Here is a 16,052-nt window from a genome sequence, read left to right on the forward strand (position 1 = left end):
CCGACAGTCGAAGCGGGTAACTTTTCGCCTTTCCCTGTTTCATGAAGGACGCCCATGTCGCTTTTCAAAACCCTTTGCGTGGCCACTATTGCCCTGACCCTGGGCGCTTGCCAAAGCCTGTTCCAACCCAACTACCGCGCTCCGCTGGAAACCACCCGCGATGCCTCGGAACAACTGCAACCAGGATGCGCCAGCGCCGACTGCCCCTTGGTCAACATTGACACCCTGCGCTTTCCCGCCGAGCCGGCCTTGGACGGCATTATCGAGAAACGCCTGCTGCAAATGACCCGCACCACACCGGACGCTCCGGTGGCGCCGACGCTGGCCGCCTACCGCGAGCAGTTTTTGCGCAGCGCCGCGCCGCGCAACAGCAGTTACTTGCAAGCCAAGGTACGGGAGCAGCATGACGGCTTGGTGATCATCGAATTGTCCAGTTACCTGGACACTGGCGGTGCGCACGGTACACCGGGTCGTGGTTTCATCAACTATTCACGCCAACAGCACAAGGTATTGACGCTGTCGGACATGCTGCTGCCGGGCCAGGAAGAGGCGTTCTGGAAAGCCGTGCAGGTCGCCCACAACAGCTGGCTGATCAGCACCAAACTGGATCAGGAACCGGAGTTCGTGAAGCAGTGGCCGTTCCAGAAAACCCCGAACGTGGCGCTGACCTACGGCGGGGTGATCCTCAAGTACCAAGTGAGCACCATCGCGCCATACGCCCTGGGCCACATCGAACTGAAGATCGCTTACCCGCGCCTCAATGGCATCCTCAAGCCCGAGCTGTTTCCCGGCCGTAGTTGAAAGCCCGGCCCAGTATCAGTTGCAGCAACCCTGCCAGGACCAGCGACGGCAGGGTGGCGCCGATGTCCGGGTAGAAGTTGGCCAGCAGGTGATAGGTGCTCACCCCGCCCAGCCAGGCCAACAGTGCCGGCCAGCACAACGCCGCTGACACGACCCGGCTGGCGCGCTTGCGCAGGATGAAGTGGTCCACCAGCACCACCCCGAACAGCGGTGCGAACACCGAGCCGATCAGCAACAGGAAATTCTGATACTGCGCCAACGGCGCGAAGCAGGCGATCAAGGTGCAGACCACGCCAATCGCCAAGGCCAGGTGCTCGACTTTCAACCCCGTCAGCATGCCGCTGGACACCGCCGCCGAGTGGATATCAGCGAAGGCATTTTCCGATTCATCCAGCAAAATCAGCAGCAGCGGGATACCCAACCCGGCGCCCGACAGGGCCAGCAACAGCGCGTTGACTTCACCGCTCGGCGCGAACGCCAGGGTGTAGGCCACGCCCAGGCTCATCAGCCAGAAATTACCGATGAAGAACCCCAGCGCGGTGCCGCCGAAGACGTTTTTTGCGCGTTTGCCGAAGCGTGAGTAGTCGGCAATCAGCGGCAACCAGGACAGCGGCATGGCTATCGCAATGTCGAAACCGACGGCAAACGGCATCGAACCATCTCCCGCCCGCGCCCACAACGCCGCCAGATCAGCCTTGGCAAACAGGTTCCAGGTCAGCCAGATGCACGCCGCCAGCAGCAGCCAGATGCCCCACTTGCGCAGGACCTTACGCACGAACGTCAGCGGCCCGCTCACTGCCAGCAGGGTCGCCAGTGCGCCGAAAAACAATGTCCACAGCAGTGGGTTCGACCCCAGACTGCCTTCGCTGAAGGCCCGGGCGCCGAGCAGGCTGGCGGCGTCACGCATGACGATGATTTCGAATGAGCCCCAACCGATCAACTGCAGCAGGTTCAACACCGCCGGCACGCTCGCGCCCTTGCCGCCGAGGCTGAGCTTGAGGGCAGCCATGGCCGACAGGCCGGTGTCACTGCCGATCACCCCGACGGCCGCCAGCAGCAAGACGCCCACCAATGTGCCGAGGAAAATCGCCAGCAACGAACCGCTCAGGCCCAGGCCAGGCGCGAGCAAGGCGCCGACCTGCAAGACCATCAGGCCGATGCCGAGGGAAAACCACAGGGAGAACAGATCGCGGGCGCCGAAGACGCGCCTGTCCAAGGGGACGGCGGCGTCGGGGGAGTAGGTGCTGGGTTGGATGTTCAAGGGTTGTTATCTCAGAGGGATATTTGTTGTTTTTTTGGCCGCTATCGCGAGCAAGCTCGCTCCCACAGAGGATCAACGGCGCACACAGACTTTGCGTCCACAGCAGATCCCCTGTGGGAGCGAGCTTGCTCGCGATGAGGGCAGTGAAAACACCGCCCCCCACAGCTCAAATCACACTTTCTTGTACAGCTGACTACCTTCCTTCTTGAACCGCTCAGCCTGTTCCGCCAAGCCCTGGGCGACATCGACATCCACCGCTTCAATGCGCTGGTTGGCCGCGTATTCGCGCACTTCCTGGGTGATTTTCATCGAGCAGAACTTCGGCCCGCACATCGAGCAGAAATGCGCGACCTTGGCCGAATCCTTCGGCAGGGTTTCATCGTGGTACGAGCGGGCGGTGTCCGGATCCAGGCCGAGGTTGAACTGGTCTTCCCAGCGGAACTCGAAACGCGCCTTGCTCAAGGCGTTGTCGCGGATTTGCGCGCCCGGGTGCCCTTTGGCCAGATCGGCAGCATGCGCGGCGATCTTGTAGGTGATGATCCCGGTCTTCACGTCATCCTTGTTCGGCAGTCCCAAGTGTTCTTTCGGGGTGACGTAGCAGAGCATGGCGCAACCGAACCAGCCGATCATCGCCGCACCGATACCGGAGGTGATGTGGTCATAGCCCGGTGCAATGTCGGTGGTCAGCGGGCCGAGGGTGTAGAACGGCGCCTCGTCGCAGCACTCCAACTGCTTGTCCATGTTCTCTTTGATCAGTTGCATCGGCACGTGGCCCGGGCCTTCGATCATGCACTGCACGTCATGCTTCCAGGCGATCTTGGTCAGCTCGCCGAGGGTTTCCAGCTCACCAAACTGCGCTTCGTCGTTGGCGTCGGCAATCGAACCCGGACGCAGGCCATCGCCCAGCGAGAAGCTGACGTCGTAGGCCTTCATGATTTCGCAGATGTCTTCGAAGTGGGTGTAGAGAAAGTTCTCTTTGTGGTGCGCCAGGCACCACTTGGCCATGATCGAGCCGCCACGGCTGACGATGCCGGTGACGCGCTTGGCGGTCATCGGCACATAACGCAACAGCACGCCGGCGTGGATGGTGAAGTAGTCGACGCCCTGCTCGGCCTGTTCGATCAACGTGTCGCGGAACAGCTCCCAGGTCAGGTCTTCGGCCACGCCGCCGACTTTTTCCAGGGCCTGATAGATCGGCACGGTGCCGATCGGAACTGGCGAGTTACGGATGATCCACTCGCGGGTTTCGTGGATGTGCTTGCCGGTGGACAGGTCCATGACCGTGTCCGAACCCCAGCGAATGCCCCAGGTCAGCTTCGCCACTTCTTCTTCGATGGACGAGCCCAGTGCGCTGTTGCCGATGTTGCCGTTGATCTTCACCAGGAAGTTACGGCCGATGATCATCGGTTCCAGTTCGGTGTGGTTGATGTTGGCCGGGATGATCGCGCGCCCCCGGGCGATTTCGTCACGCACGAATTCCGGGGTGATGACTTTCGGCACACTGGCACCGAAGCTGTGGCCGGCGTGTTGCTGGTCCAGCAGGCCGGCGGCGCGGGCCACTTCCAGCTTCATGTTTTCGCGGATGGCGACGTATTCCATCTCAGCGGTGATGATGCCTTTGCGCGCGTAGTGCATCTGGCTGACGTTGGCGCCGGGTTTGGCGCGACGCGGGTTGTTCACATGGGCGAAGCGCAGTTTGGTCAGCTCGGGATCGGCCAGGCGTTCCTGGCCGAAGTTGGAGCTCAGTCCCGCCAGGCGCTCGGTGTCGCCACGGGCTTCGATCCACGGTGAGCGCACATCGGCCAGGCCTTTGCGTACGTCGATGATCACATTCGGGTCGGTGTAGGGACCCGAAGTGTCGTACACCACCACGGGCGCATTGATTTCGCCGCCAAAGTCGGTGGGGGTCACGTCGAGGCTGATTTCGCGCATGGGCACGCGAATATCCGGGCGGCTGCCCTGGACATAGATTTTTTGCGAGCGGGTAAAGGGCTGAACCGATTGCTCATCGACCTTGGCCGAATCACTGAGGTTGGTCGCGTTTTTTGATTTTGTCGTCATCACGGGCTCTCCAGACACACATCCAGGCAGTGGATTTTTGTCGGAGCGAACCTGTAACGAATGGACGCGTCCCTGCACGAGAGTGCGGACGCTGTGCTTGCTGCTCGAGGATGCTCGAAGATCGAAAGTCGATTGTCGAACAACATCCCGGACGAAGCACAAGAGGACTCGCCGGGTGACGAGAAATCTTGTTCCCTACGCAGGCGCTAACCTGATCAGGTTCAACGGGATCCGAAATTATTCGATCTCAGCCTCATAGCAAGGCACCCCGACAAGAACCCGGCCAGTCTAGACATAACCACCGCAGAACGCCATCGCGACGGCAAAAGGCGTGATGAATGGCGCATATACAGGATTGTTGCCGTGCGTGCGCGCAACTACACTCGCTACGCCGCGCCTCTTGTGCGCAATCATTTGAGAAGTAGGGAACGCCTCATGCTGCGCAAACTCTCACTGGCCCTTGCCGTGTCTTGTGCGTCCAATGGAATGGCCTGGGCTGCCGAAGCGCCCTTGACCACCAAAACCGATCTGGTGAGCGTGTATCAGGAAGCGGTGGACAACAACGCCGACCTGGCCGCCGCCCGCGCCCAGTATGGCGCCCAGAAAGAAGTGGTGCCCCAGGCGCGCGCCGGGTTGTTACCCAACCTGTCGGCCGGTGCCGACCTGAACAACACCCGTACCGAGCTCGACGAGCCCGCCATGACCGCCTCCCGTAGCGGTACGGTCTACCAGGCCACGCTGTCCCAGCCGATTTTCCGTGCCGATCGCTGGTTTCAGTTCCAGGCGGCGAAGTCGGTCAACGAACAAGCGTCGCTGCAACTCTCGGCCACTGAACAGAACATGATCCTGCAAAGCGCCGAGAGCTATTTCAACGTGCTGCGCAGCCAGGACAACCTGGCCTCGACCAAGGCCGAGGAAGCGGCGTTCAAGCGTCAGCTCGACCAGTCCAACGAGCGCTTCGACGTAGGCCTGTCGGACAAGACCGACGTTCTGCAATCCCAGGCCAGCTACGACACCGCGCGAGCCAACCGGATCCTGGCCCAGCGGCAGGTCGACGACGCCTTCGAAGCCTTGATCACCCTGACCAACCGTCAGTACAACTCGCTCCAGGGCATCGTCCACACGCTGCCGATCCTGCCGCCGGCACCGAACGACGCCAAGGCCTGGGTCGATACGGCCGCCAAGCAGAACCTCAATCTGATGGCCAGCAACTACGCCGTCACGGCCGCCGAGGACACCCTGCGTCAGCGCAAGTCCGGGCATGCCCCGACCCTCGATGCGATTGCCCAATACAAAAAAGGCGACAACGATGGCCTCGGTTTTACCAACCCCAGCCCTACCGGCCAGCGTTATGGTGGCGATGCCGAGCAACGCACCATCGGCCTGCAATTGAGCATCCCGATCTACAGCGGCGGGCTGACCAGCTCTCAGGTGCGCGAATCCTATTCGCAACTGACTCAGACCGAACAGCAGCGCGAGTCCCTGCGCCGGCAGGTGGTGGAGAACACCCGCAACCTGCACCGGGCGGTGAATACCGATGTGGAACAGGTCCAGGCCCGCCGCCAGTCCATCATCTCCAACCAGAGCGCAGTGGAAGCCACGGAGATCGGTTACCAGGTGGGCACGCGCAACATCGTCGATGTACTCGATGCCCAGCGTCAGCTGTACACCTCGGTGCGCAACTACAACAACGCCCGCTACGACTACATCCTCGACAATCTGCGGCTCAAGCAGGCAGCGGGTACGTTGAGCCCGTCGGATCTACAGGACCTATCGCGCTATCTCAAACCCGACTACAACCCGGACAAGGACTTTCTACCGCCGGATCTGGCACAGGCTGCGGCGGAGCAACTGCGCTCGCGGCCGGCGCAGTAACCCCTCGGAGGGAAGCCCTGCCAGCGACCTCCTGTGGGAGCAAGGCTTGCCCGCGATGAATACAACTCGATCGCCCTGGAACTGGGGCGCTTGCATCGCGAGCAAGCGTTGCTCCCACAGATACTCAGTCGATCAACCGCCCCAACCCCTCCAGTAACCGCTGCAACGCGCCCTGATTGGTGCGCATCACCGCAAGCCCCGCCTCGGCCATGCGCTGGGCATCGCGGGGCAGTTCGAACAGGCGTTGTATCGCCAGGGCCAGACTCTCGGCATCTTCGACTTCCGCCAGCGCCCCGGCAGCCCGCAGTTGCGCGGCGATTTCGAGGAAGTTGAACAGGTGCGGCCCGCTGAGCACCGGCTTGGCCAGTGCCGCCGGTTCCAGCAGGTTATGCCCGCCGTTGGGTACCAGGCTGCCGCCGACAAACGCGCTGTCGGCCAGCGCGTAGAGAAACAACAGCTCGCCCATGGTATCGCCCAACAGCACCGTGGTCTGGGCAGTGACAGGCTGTGCGCTGGAACGCCGCACCGTGGCGAAACCTTCGTTCTCACACAATTGATGCACTGAATCGAAACGCTCGGGATGGCGCGGCACCAGGATCAGCAGCGCATCGGGATAACTGGCGAGCAACCGACGGTGGGCGGCCAGCACCACCTCATCTTCGCCTTCATGGGTACTGGCGGCGATCCACACCGGGCGCTCTGTCGCTTGCCACTCGTGGCGCAAGGCGCTGGCGCTTTCCAGCAGTTGCGGATCGATGGTCAGGTCGAACTTGATCGAACCGGTGACCTCGACGGTTTGCGCCCGGGCACCCAACTGGCGCAAGCGCTCGGCCTCGGCTTCGGTCTGGACAGCGAACAGGCTCATCTCGGCGAGCATTGGCCGGGTGAGTTTGGGCAAACGTGCATAACCGCGCGCAGAACGCTCCGACAGTCGTGCGTTGGCCAAGGCAACAGGAATGCCGCGCCTGGCACATTGATGAATGTGGTTGGGCCACAATTCGGTTTCCATGATCACCGCGAGCACCGGCCGAACCCGATCGAGGAAACGGTTGGCCGCGCAGGGCAAGTCGTAGGGCAAATAGCAATGCTGGATGCGCGGCTCGTTGGCGAACAACGCCTGGATGCGCTCGGAACCGGTGGGCGTCATGCAGGTGACCGTGATCGGCAACTGTGGATAACGTTGCAGCAAGGCGCGGATCATCGGCGCGGCGGCAATGCTCTCGCCCACCGACACGGCGTGGACCCAGATGCCTCCCGGCACCATCACCGGCAACCCCCAGGAAAAACGCTCGCCGATGCGCCGGGCGTAGGCCGGCGCCTTGCGTGCCCGCAACCAGAGCCGAATCGCTACCAGTGGCAGCCCCAGATAAAACAATGCGCTATAGAGAGTTCTGTTCATGGCGGCGGAGTTTATCGGGTTTTCAGCCGATCGCCTGCAACTGCACGGCAAAACGTTCCGCCAGCCAGCGCGCGGCCGGGCCCAAAGGCTCGTCGCGGCGCCAGACCAGTTCCACCACCAGGGCCGGCGGGGTCCACTCACTGTTGAGCTCGACCATATCCCCCAGGTACGCCGGGTACTGCACCACATGCCGTGGCAGCCACGCCCAGCCCAGGCCGCTTCTCAGCCATTCGGCCAAGACGTAGAAACTGTCGGCGCGCCAGACCTGCGGGCTGGCCTGTTCACTCCCAGGGTAGACACTGGACTGGGTCGCCATGAGCAATTGCCGATGCCGGGCCATTTCCAGGCAGGTCACGTAATCATGGCTCGCCAGTGGATGCCCCCTGCCACAGACCGTGACCATCTCGACGCTGCCCAGCACCCGGCGCTCCAGCGCTTCGGGGATCTGGTCGTGATAAAACAGCAGCCCCAGATCAGCGCGGCGCTCCACCAGTTTGCGCGCCACATCGCCCTGCGCGGCGCTGGCCAGTTGTACCTCGAGGGTCGGGAACCGCTCGGCCAGGGCCGCCAGGCTGTCGATGACCGGCTGATAGGGCATCGCCTCATCCTGAGCCAGACGCAACATCGCCTCCTGACCGCGCATCAGGGCCAGGGCTCGGCCATTGAGACGCTCACACTGGCGCAGCACTTCCCGCGCCTCTTCCAACAAGGCCTCGCCGGCTTCGGTGAGCTTCGGCTGGCGGCCACTGCTGCGCTCGAACAGCGTCACGCCCAGATCGGTTTCCAACAACGCAATCGCGCTGCTAATGGCCGATTGAGCCTTGCGCTGGTCCCGCGCCACGGCGGAAAACGAACGTTTCTCGGCGACACCGACAAACAGCCGCAGTTGCTCCAGATTCCACAGAACACTCATGACCCGACCTATCTCGTATACAGATAGGTAATGACTTTACCCCATCTAACAGCGCCCTAAAATGTCCACACAGAAAGACGCACCCTTCAAGAGGATTTTCGCCTATGAACGCTTACTACTACCTGGCCATCGCCATCTGCGCCGAAGTGATCGCCACCGTGTCGATGAAAGCGATCAAAGGCTTGAGCACCCCCCTGCCTCTGCTGCTGGTGATCGCCGGCTACGGCATCGCATTCTGGATGCTGACCCTGGTGGTGCGCACCGTTCCGGTGGGCGTGGCGTATGCGGTCTGGGCCGGGATGGGGATCGTCATGGTCAGCGTGGCGGCGCTGTTCATCTACGGGCAGAAGCTGGACGTGCCGGCGATGCTGGGGATGGCGTTGATTGTACTGGGGGTGGTGGTGATCCAGCTGTTTTCCAAGACTGCCGGGCACTGAAAACATGGATTAATGGGGCTAATAGCACATGTGTGGAAAGGAGAAATCTGTGGGAGCAAGGCTTGCCCGCGATAAAATGACGCGGTCTCTCTGGAACCGAGGCGCCGGTATCGCGAGCAAGCGTTGCTCCTACAGGTTGAGCGGCGAAAACTCCATCCATCGAGTCTGTATACTGCGCCCTCGTCTTGAACACTGAGGTCGCTGCATGCCATCCGTTATTTCCACCGACGTTCTGATTGTCGGCGCCGGAGTCGCCGGCCTCTGGCTGAATGCGCGCCTGCGCCGCCAGGGCTTTTCGACTGTGTTGGTGGAAAGCGCCAGCCTCGGCGGCGGGCAGAGCATCAAATCCCAGGGCATCATCCATGGTGGCGCCAAGTACGCGTTGCACGGTGCCCTCACCGGCGCCTCGGAAGCCATCGCCGACATGCCACGCCGCTGGCGCGAAGCCCTGGCTGGCGAGGGCGAACTGGATCTGTCCGGCGTGCGCCTGCTGTCCGAAGCTCACTACCTCTGGTCTCCCGGCACCCTGGCCGGCAACCTCACCAGCTTCTTCGCCAGCAAGGCCGTGCGTGGGCGGGTCGATCAGGTCAAGGGCGAGCAACTGCCGCCGGCCCTGCAAGACAAGCGCTTCAAGGGCAAGGTCTATCGCCTGGCCGAGTTGGTGGTGGACGTCCCCAGCCTGCTTGCACGGCTGGCAGATCTGGCCGGCGATGGTTTGCTGGCCGGCAAAGATATCGAGCCGTTGCGCGACGGCGACGAACTGATCGGCCTCAAGGTTGATGGCCGCGAGATCCGCGCCCAGCGTATCGTCCTCAGCGCCGGGGCCGGCACCGCCGATCTGCTCAGTGCCCTGGGCCTGGAGCAACCGGCCATGCAGCGTCGGCCGTTGCACATGGTGCTGGTCAAGGGACCGAGCCTCAAGCCGCTGTACGCCCACTGCCTGGGGGGCGGGCCGAAGCCGCGCATCACCGTGACCACCCACCCGGCCGCCGATGGCCAATGGGTCTGGTACCTGGGCGGCGACATTGCCGAAGCCGACGGCGTGGCCCGCGAGCCCGCCGCGCAGATTGCTACCGCCCAGAAAGAACTTGGCCAACTGCTGCCCTGGGTCGACCTCAGCGCCGCACAATGGGCCACGCTGCGGGTCGACCGCGCCGAACCGCTGCAATCGGGCCTGACCCGCCCGGACAACGCCTTTCTCGCCGAACAGGATCGCCTGCTGGTGGGCTGGCCGACCAAACTGGCCCTGGCCCCGGACTTTGCCGATCGAGTGATCGCCACACTGCAACGCGATGGCATCGCCCCCAGCCATCCGGCGCCATTGCCGGACCTGCCGAAACCGCCCATGGGCATCCCGGCCTGGGAGCAACTGCTGCCATGAGCCAACCGACCCTGCACGACTTGCATCGCCCGCTGGGCAATAACGGCCCGCGGGTTTCACCCCTGGGCCTGGGGACCGTCAAGCTCGGCCGCGACCAGGGGGTCAAATACCCCAACGGTTTCCAGATTCCCGATGACGACGAAGCGCGCATGCTGCTCAAACTGGCGCGTGACCTGGGCATCAACCTGATCGACACCGCGCCGGCCTATGGCCGCAGCGAAGAACGCCTGGGCCCGTTGTTGCGCGGCCAGCGTCAGGATTGGGTGATTGTCAGCAAGGTCGGTGAAGAGTTCAGTGACGGCCAGTCGCACCACGATTTCAGTGCCGCCCACACCCGACTCTCGGTGGAACGCAGCCTAAAGCGCCTGGAAACGGACTACATCGACATGGTGCTGGTGCACTCCGACGGCAACGACCTGGCGATCCTCAACGACAGCGAGGTCTACCCGACCCTGGCGGCGCTCAAGCGCGAGGGCAAGATCGGTGGCTACGGTTTTTCCGGCAAAACCGTCGAGGGCGGTTTGAAAGCCCTGGAGCAAGGCGATTGCGCTATGGTGACCTACAATCTGAACGAACGAAACGAGAAGACTGTCATTGACTACGCAGCCTTGCATGGCAAGGCCATTCTGGTGAAGAAAGCCTTGGCCAGCGGTCACGTCTGCCTGAACCCGGGTGAGGACCCGGTCCGGGCCAGCTTCGAACTGTTGTTTGAACATCCCGGTGTCGCCAGTGCTATTGTCGGCACCATCAATCCGCTGCACCTCGCCCATAACGTCGCGACCGTAGCCAAGGTCCTACGTAAAAACTGACGCCGCCCTGCGCGGCCTTAAGGAAGGAGCCGACATGCCGCGCACGCTCATCAGAAAAAACCCCAGCAACTTCAAGACCCTGCCCCTGTTCGTCGAAGCGACACCCGAAGGCCTGACTTACCAGAGCGTCGGGATGCCATTGAATTTTTCCCAAACCCTGCAGCGGCGCCGTCCGGTGACGGTGGACGACCCCGAGCGTTTTTCCCTGGAACTGGCAAACCTCGGTGTCTCGGTGCGCCTGACCCTGCACTGGCAGAACCGCGACTATTGGGTGCTGGTGCGCCAGCGTCGACAGGACCGCGGCGACGTGGTGCTCAAGTTGATTTCCGGTTATGTCCCGGCCCATGAACTGAACCTGCCGCTGCTCACCGCCATCAGTGAAATTGCCGAAGAATGCCTTCTGGAAACCCCCGAGGGCTGGCTTGGCGGACGCTTCAATGACACCTGGTTGCCCGCACCCTACGCCACCGCCCTGCATTATCGTGAAGCCTTGCCGTTTCGCCTGACGCCGCTGTCCGGTTCGGCCCGCCCAGTGCGCAGCGCCAACCTGCAACTGATCGAGCGACCACGCGCCTACGTGCACCTGCCGACGGCCTCGCTGCAACTGATTTACGATTTGCGCCTGGATGTGCCCAAGGAAGCCAAGTCCCTGAGCCTGTTTCATGTGGATGAGCGCCTGGAGGGAGACCAACTGGTGGCGCGCCTGGACCGCAAGCGACCTGATCTTTACCTGATGCCGCTACAGGACGGCCAACCCTTGCCCGAGCTGTACACCTTGAAGAAGGATCAACTGTACCCGGCCAGCACCCGCGGGCTGTACCTGGCGGAGAGTTTTGCCAGGCAGGACGGCTGGCTGGTACGAGACGAGCGGATTCGCTGGAAGGATTGGCTGCACCAGCAAGGGCTGACGCCACCGGGCAAGGAGTCGGGGCTGACCCGGCTGAGGGGCAAGGCCCGGCAATTGCTCAAGAAGATCGTGCCGCGCAAGGTGGCTCGTTAACGTCATCGAGTTGGTGATGGGCCCTGCGGGAGCGAGCCTGCTCGCGATGGCGTTGGACCCGTCAGCCTCGATTTGGCTGACACATCGCTATCGCGAGCAGGCTCGCTCCCACAGGTTGGCGCCTTGCCTGACACATTGTCATCAGCAAAGGCTCAGTGATTGCGGATCTTTTCCACAATCGCCGTCGTCGAGCTGTTTTCCACCAGCCCCAACACCTTCACAGTGCCGCCGTAGGCCGCGACAATGTCCGCTCCCACGACCTGATCGATCCCGTAGTCACCGCCCTTGACCAGCACATCCGGCTTGACCTCGCGCAGCAGGTTTTCCGGCGTGCCTTCGCTGAAGCTGATCACCCAATCCACCGCGCCAAGACCAGCCAGGACCGCCATGCGCCGGTCGACGCTGTTGATCGGCCGCCCCGGCCCTTTGAGACGACTCACGGATGCATCGTCGTTGACCGCGACGATCAGGCGATCGCCCTGGGCCCTAGCTTGCTCGAGATAGGTCACGTGGCCAGCATGCAGGATGTCGAAGCAGCCGTTGGTGAAAACGATTGTCTCGTTGTGGGCACGGGCGTCGTCGACGGCCAGCAGCAATTGCTCCAGGCCCAGCACACCCCGCTCGGAGCCTTCTTCGCGCTGGATCGCGCGGCGTAGCTCCGGGGCGCTGATGGCGGCAGTACCGAGCTTGCCGACGACAATGCCCGCCGCCAGGTTCGCCAGGGCCACCGCATGGGGCAGTTCCTCGCCGGCGGCGATGGCTGCGGCCAGGGTGGAAATCACGGTATCGCCGGCACCGGTCACGTCGAACACTTCACGGGCACGAGCCGGCAGGTGCAACGCCGGATGATCGGGACGCAACAGGGTCATGCCATGTTCGCCACGGGTCACCAGCAAAGCGCCGAGGTCGAGGTCTTGCATCAGCTGTGCGCCTTTGCTCACCAGTTCGTGCTCATCGGCGCAACCGCCGACGATGGTTTCGAATTCGCTGAGATTCGGCGTGATCACGCTCGCGCCGCGGTAGATCGAGAAATCCTTGCCCTTGGGGTCAGCCAGTACCGGAATGCCACGGGCACGAGCAGCCTGGATCAGCGCCTGATGGTTTTTCAACGCACCTTTGCCGTAGTCCGACAACACCAGCACCTTGACGCCTTCGAGCAGGTTATCGACCTCCGCCCCGAGGGCCAGGGGATCGGTGGCGAACGGTTCTTCGAAATCGATCCGCAACAGTTGCTGGTGACGGCTCATGACCCGCAGCTTGACGATGGTCGGCTGGTGCGCAACGCGCTGGAAAATCGCCCGCACGCCGGCGCCATTGAGGCTATTGGTCAGGCTGTCGGCGGCTTCGTCGTCACCGGTCACCCCCACCAGAGAGGCCGGCGCACCAAGGGCGGCGATGTTCAAGGCAACGTTGGCGGCACCACCGGGACGGTCCTCGATGTGTTCGACCTTGACCACCGGAACCGGCGCCTCAGGGGAAATCCGTGAGGTACCGCCATGCCAATAGCGGTCGAGCATGACATCGCCGACCACCAATACAGGGGCTTGATCGAATCGCGGCATGGACAACTTCATGGAGCATCCCACATACAAAATGAACAGGGCCGCGATATTAGCACAGGGTTGAGGAAGGCTCTTGCATGGCTGTAAGCGGATGCGACAGCAGTTCTGGAGTCAGCGCTGCAGCAATGCCCACAACCGCTCGCAGGCCTCGCTCAGCGCTAGCTCGCCCGTGTCGATATCGCAATCGGGCTCCAGGGGGGCTTCGTACGGGCTGTCGAGACCGGTGAAATTTTTCAACCGTCCGGCCCGCGCTTCCCGATAAAGCCCCTTGGGGTCACGCAGGGCACAAACCTCGAAAGACGTGCTGACATAGACTTCAAGGAAAGCACCCTCGGGAAACAACTTGCGTGCCGCTTCGCGGTCGGCGCGAAATGGCGAAATGGCCGCAACGATGACAATCAGTCCGGCGTCGACCATCAACCGTGCCACTTCGGCGATACGCCGGACGTTTTCCTTGCGGGCTTCAGACGTCATGCCCAGGTCGCTGCACAAACCTCGGCGCAAGTTGTCGCCATCAAGCAGACAGGTATGAAGACCACTGCCGTGAAGCCGTACTTCCAGCGCATTGGCCAGTGTCGACTTTCCCGCCCCGGAAAGTCCGGTCAACCATATGCATCGCGGTTGCTGGCATTTGATCGCCGCCCGGGCCTCGGGAGAAATCGAGAGCCCATGCGGCTGTTGTAGCGAGACCTTTACCGTTCCATCCATAGCCGAGCCTCTCGCGAATATTGGAATCGCGCAAAACCGAAATCAGGCGAAGGTACCTTTCGTCACGTCGTCGGTGCCATCGATGAAATCCTTCTCATGCAAGCGGGCGTATAAACCGTTCAGTGCCAACAACTCTGAATGAGTACCTCGCTCGACAATACGCCCCTTGTCCATCAGCAGGATCAAGTCAGCCTTCTCGATGGTAGACAAGCGATGGGCGATCACTAGGGTGGTGCGTCCCTTCATCACTTGGTCCAGAGCTCCCTGGATGTGGCGCTCAGACTCGGTGTCGAGGGCCGAAGTGGCCTCATCCAAAATCAACAGGGGAGCGTTCTTGAGCAGGGCCCGAGCGATCGCCAGGCGCTGGCGCTGACCGCCGGAAAGCAGAACACCGTTTTCGCCCACCAAGGTGTCGTAACCCTGAGGCATTTGCTCAATGAATTCGGCCGCGTAGGCGTCTTCGGCAGCCTTGCGCACGTCCTCGAACGGGGCGCCTGCCAGGTCACCGTAGGCGATGTTGTTGGAAACGCTATCGTTGAACAGGGTGACCTGTTGAGTCACCAGGGCGATGTGACGACGCAGGTTAGTCAACTTGTATTGCTCTACGTCCAAACCGTCGAGCAGGATCTGACCCTTGTCATGATGATAAAAGCGCGGAATCAGGTTGGCCAAGGTCGACTTGCCACTGCCTGAACGCCCTACCAGAGCGATCATTTGCCCTTCTTCGGCGGTAAAGGAAATGTCGTCAAGCACGAGTTTTTCGGTGCCTGGGTACTGGAAGCTCAGGTTGCGCACCTCCAGGCGACCGTTTACGCGAGCGATTTCCTGAGTCCCCGTATCCACTTCCGGCTCTTCGTCGAGTTGCTCGAAAATACTGTCCGCTGCAGCCAATCCTTTCTGGATCGTGGCGCTGACTTCCGACAGTTGACGAATCGGCTTGGGCAGCAAACCCGCAGCAGTGATGTAGGCGACCAGTTCACCGGCTGAAGCATCGCCGCGAAGATAAAGCACCAAGTACATCAGTATGGCCATACCAATATAAATCACCAGTTGTAGCATCGGCGTATAGATCGACTGAGTGCGGGTCATGCCCAGGCTTCGGTTCATATTGTCAGCACTGGCTCTGTGGAACCGTTCGATTTCGTAGGTTTCACCGCCAAAACTGCGAACGACACGGTAGCCCTGGATCGTCTCCGAAGCCACATGGGTCACATCGCCCATCGCCACCTGGATTTTCTTGCTCTGCTTGCGAAATTTCTTGCTTGCGCTACTGACCATCAACGCGATGAAGGGGAGGATCGCCAGCAAGACGAGGGTCATTTTCCAGTTGCTATAAAGCAGGTATCCGAAGAGGAATACGACGGTCAGTCCTTCGCGGATCACCACTTTGATCGCATCGGTGGCGGCACCGGTGACCATGGTCACGTTGTAGGTAATACGAGAAATCAGGTGACCCGAGTTATGGTTGTCAAAATAGCGGTTAGGCAGGGTCAGCAGGTTGTCGAACAGAGCACAACGCAGGTCATGAACAACGCCACGGGCGACCTTGGCCAAGTAGTAGTTACCTAGAAATGAGCCTATGCCTTGGTAGATCGCAATGAGTACAATCAACAATGGCACGCCGAGCACCAGTGAAATCCCCATAAACTGGGTGTCGCTGGGTTTTTGCAAAGCGTCGAGGAAGTGCTTGAGCATGTCCGCCAGCATCGGTTGACTGGATGCGAACAGCACAAAGCCGATGATACTGATGGCAAAAGCTCCCCAATAAGGGAGCACGTATTTCAGCAACCGCAGGTAAATCTTCATGCTCGATTGCTGGTCGGAACTGGCCATTCGACGCGCCTC

Annotated in this window: 13 protein-coding genes and 1 riboswitch; of the genes, 6 read left to right on the top strand and 7 right to left on the bottom strand. The window is 61.6% G+C overall.

Annotated features, from left to right (window positions below):
• Positions 1 to 54 precede the first annotated feature (54 nt).
• Positions 55 to 801: a DUF3298 domain-containing protein gene (locus tag T3A99_RS10455; RefSeq protein WP_076382914.1), complete on the top strand. Its 747-nt coding sequence runs from the start codon at positions 55 to 57 to the stop codon at positions 799 to 801.
• Here the strand turns inward: T3A99_RS10455 and cytX are convergent.
• Positions 770 to 2,062 (bottom strand): putative hydroxymethylpyrimidine transporter CytX, encoded by a 1,293-nt coding sequence (gene cytX, locus T3A99_RS10460; RefSeq protein WP_322834275.1) that lies wholly within the window; start codon positions 2,060 to 2,062, stop codon positions 770 to 772. The genes T3A99_RS10455 and cytX overlap by 32 nt on opposite strands.
• Positions 2,063 to 2,233: 171 nt before the next feature.
• Positions 2,234 to 4,123, bottom strand: coding sequence for a phosphomethylpyrimidine synthase ThiC (thiC, locus tag T3A99_RS10465; RefSeq protein ID WP_047225887.1), 1,890 nt, complete (start codon positions 4,121 to 4,123; stop codon positions 2,234 to 2,236).
• Positions 4,124 to 4,298: 175 nt separating this feature from the next.
• Positions 4,299 to 4,404, bottom strand: a riboswitch (TPP riboswitch).
• Positions 4,405 to 4,558: 154 nt separating this feature from the next.
• Here thiC and T3A99_RS10470 point away from each other — a divergent pair.
• The gene (locus tag T3A99_RS10470; protein WP_322834276.1) at positions 4,559 to 5,998 is read left to right on the top strand and encodes a TolC family outer membrane protein; all 1,440 of its coding nucleotides are present in this window, start codon (positions 4,559 to 4,561) and stop codon (positions 5,996 to 5,998) included.
• A gap of 124 nt (positions 5,999 to 6,122) precedes the next feature.
• Here T3A99_RS10470 and waaA read toward each other — a convergent pair whose 3' ends face one another.
• Entirely contained in the window at positions 6,123 to 7,397 is a 1,275-nt protein-coding gene (gene waaA, locus T3A99_RS10475) for a lipid IV(A) 3-deoxy-D-manno-octulosonic acid transferase (RefSeq protein WP_322834277.1), read from the bottom strand.
• Between the two features lie 22 nt (positions 7,398 to 7,419).
• Entirely contained in the window at positions 7,420 to 8,310 is an 891-nt protein-coding gene (locus T3A99_RS10480) for a LysR family transcriptional regulator (RefSeq protein ID WP_047225890.1), read from the bottom strand.
• A 104-nt stretch (positions 8,311 to 8,414) separates the two neighbouring features.
• Here T3A99_RS10480 and T3A99_RS10485 point away from each other — a divergent pair, with 104 nt between their 5' ends.
• From T3A99_RS10485 to T3A99_RS10500, 4 genes are all read left to right on the top strand, one after another.
• Positions 8,415 to 8,747 carry a DMT family transporter gene (locus tag T3A99_RS10485; RefSeq protein WP_047225891.1) on the top strand — a complete coding sequence of 111 codons (333 nt, stop codon included), beginning with the start codon at positions 8,415 to 8,417 and terminating at the stop codon, positions 8,745 to 8,747.
• Between the two features lie 205 nt (positions 8,748 to 8,952).
• Entirely contained in the window at positions 8,953 to 10,128 is a 1,176-nt protein-coding gene (locus T3A99_RS10490) for an NAD(P)/FAD-dependent oxidoreductase (RefSeq protein WP_274090524.1), read from the top strand.
• A complete protein-coding gene (locus T3A99_RS10495; RefSeq protein ID WP_274090523.1) occupies positions 10,125 to 10,937 on the top strand; it encodes an aldo/keto reductase in 813 nt (270 codons plus the stop codon). The genes T3A99_RS10490 and T3A99_RS10495 overlap by 4 nt, the downstream gene beginning before the upstream one ends.
• 34 nt (positions 10,938 to 10,971) lie before the next feature.
• Positions 10,972 to 11,937: a hypothetical protein gene (locus T3A99_RS10500; RefSeq protein ID WP_047225894.1), complete on the top strand. Its 966-nt coding sequence runs from the start codon at positions 10,972 to 10,974 to the stop codon at positions 11,935 to 11,937.
• A gap of 152 nt (positions 11,938 to 12,089) precedes the next feature.
• On the opposite strand, the gene hldE is transcribed toward T3A99_RS10500, so the two are convergent.
• The 3 genes from hldE to msbA form a co-directional block, all read right to left on the bottom strand.
• The gene (gene hldE / locus T3A99_RS10505) at positions 12,090 to 13,511 is read right to left on the bottom strand and encodes a bifunctional D-glycero-beta-D-manno-heptose-7-phosphate kinase/D-glycero-beta-D-manno-heptose 1-phosphate adenylyltransferase HldE (RefSeq protein ID WP_047225895.1); all 1,422 of its coding nucleotides are present in this window, start codon (positions 13,509 to 13,511) and stop codon (positions 12,090 to 12,092) included.
• A gap of 99 nt (positions 13,512 to 13,610) precedes the next feature.
• Positions 13,611 to 14,207 (bottom strand): adenylyl-sulfate kinase, encoded by a 597-nt coding sequence (gene cysC, locus T3A99_RS10510; protein WP_274090522.1) that lies wholly within the window; start codon positions 14,205 to 14,207, stop codon positions 13,611 to 13,613.
• A 42-nt stretch (positions 14,208 to 14,249) separates the two neighbouring features.
• Entirely contained in the window at positions 14,250 to 16,040 is a 1,791-nt protein-coding gene (gene msbA, locus T3A99_RS10515; protein ID WP_274090521.1) for a lipid A export permease/ATP-binding protein MsbA, read from the bottom strand.
• Positions 16,041 to 16,052 lie beyond the last annotated feature (12 nt).

The organism is Pseudomonas sp. N-137 (assembly GCF_034555295.1).
Taxonomy (GTDB): Bacteria; Pseudomonadota; Gammaproteobacteria; order Pseudomonadales; family Pseudomonadaceae; genus Aquipseudomonas; species Aquipseudomonas rhizophila.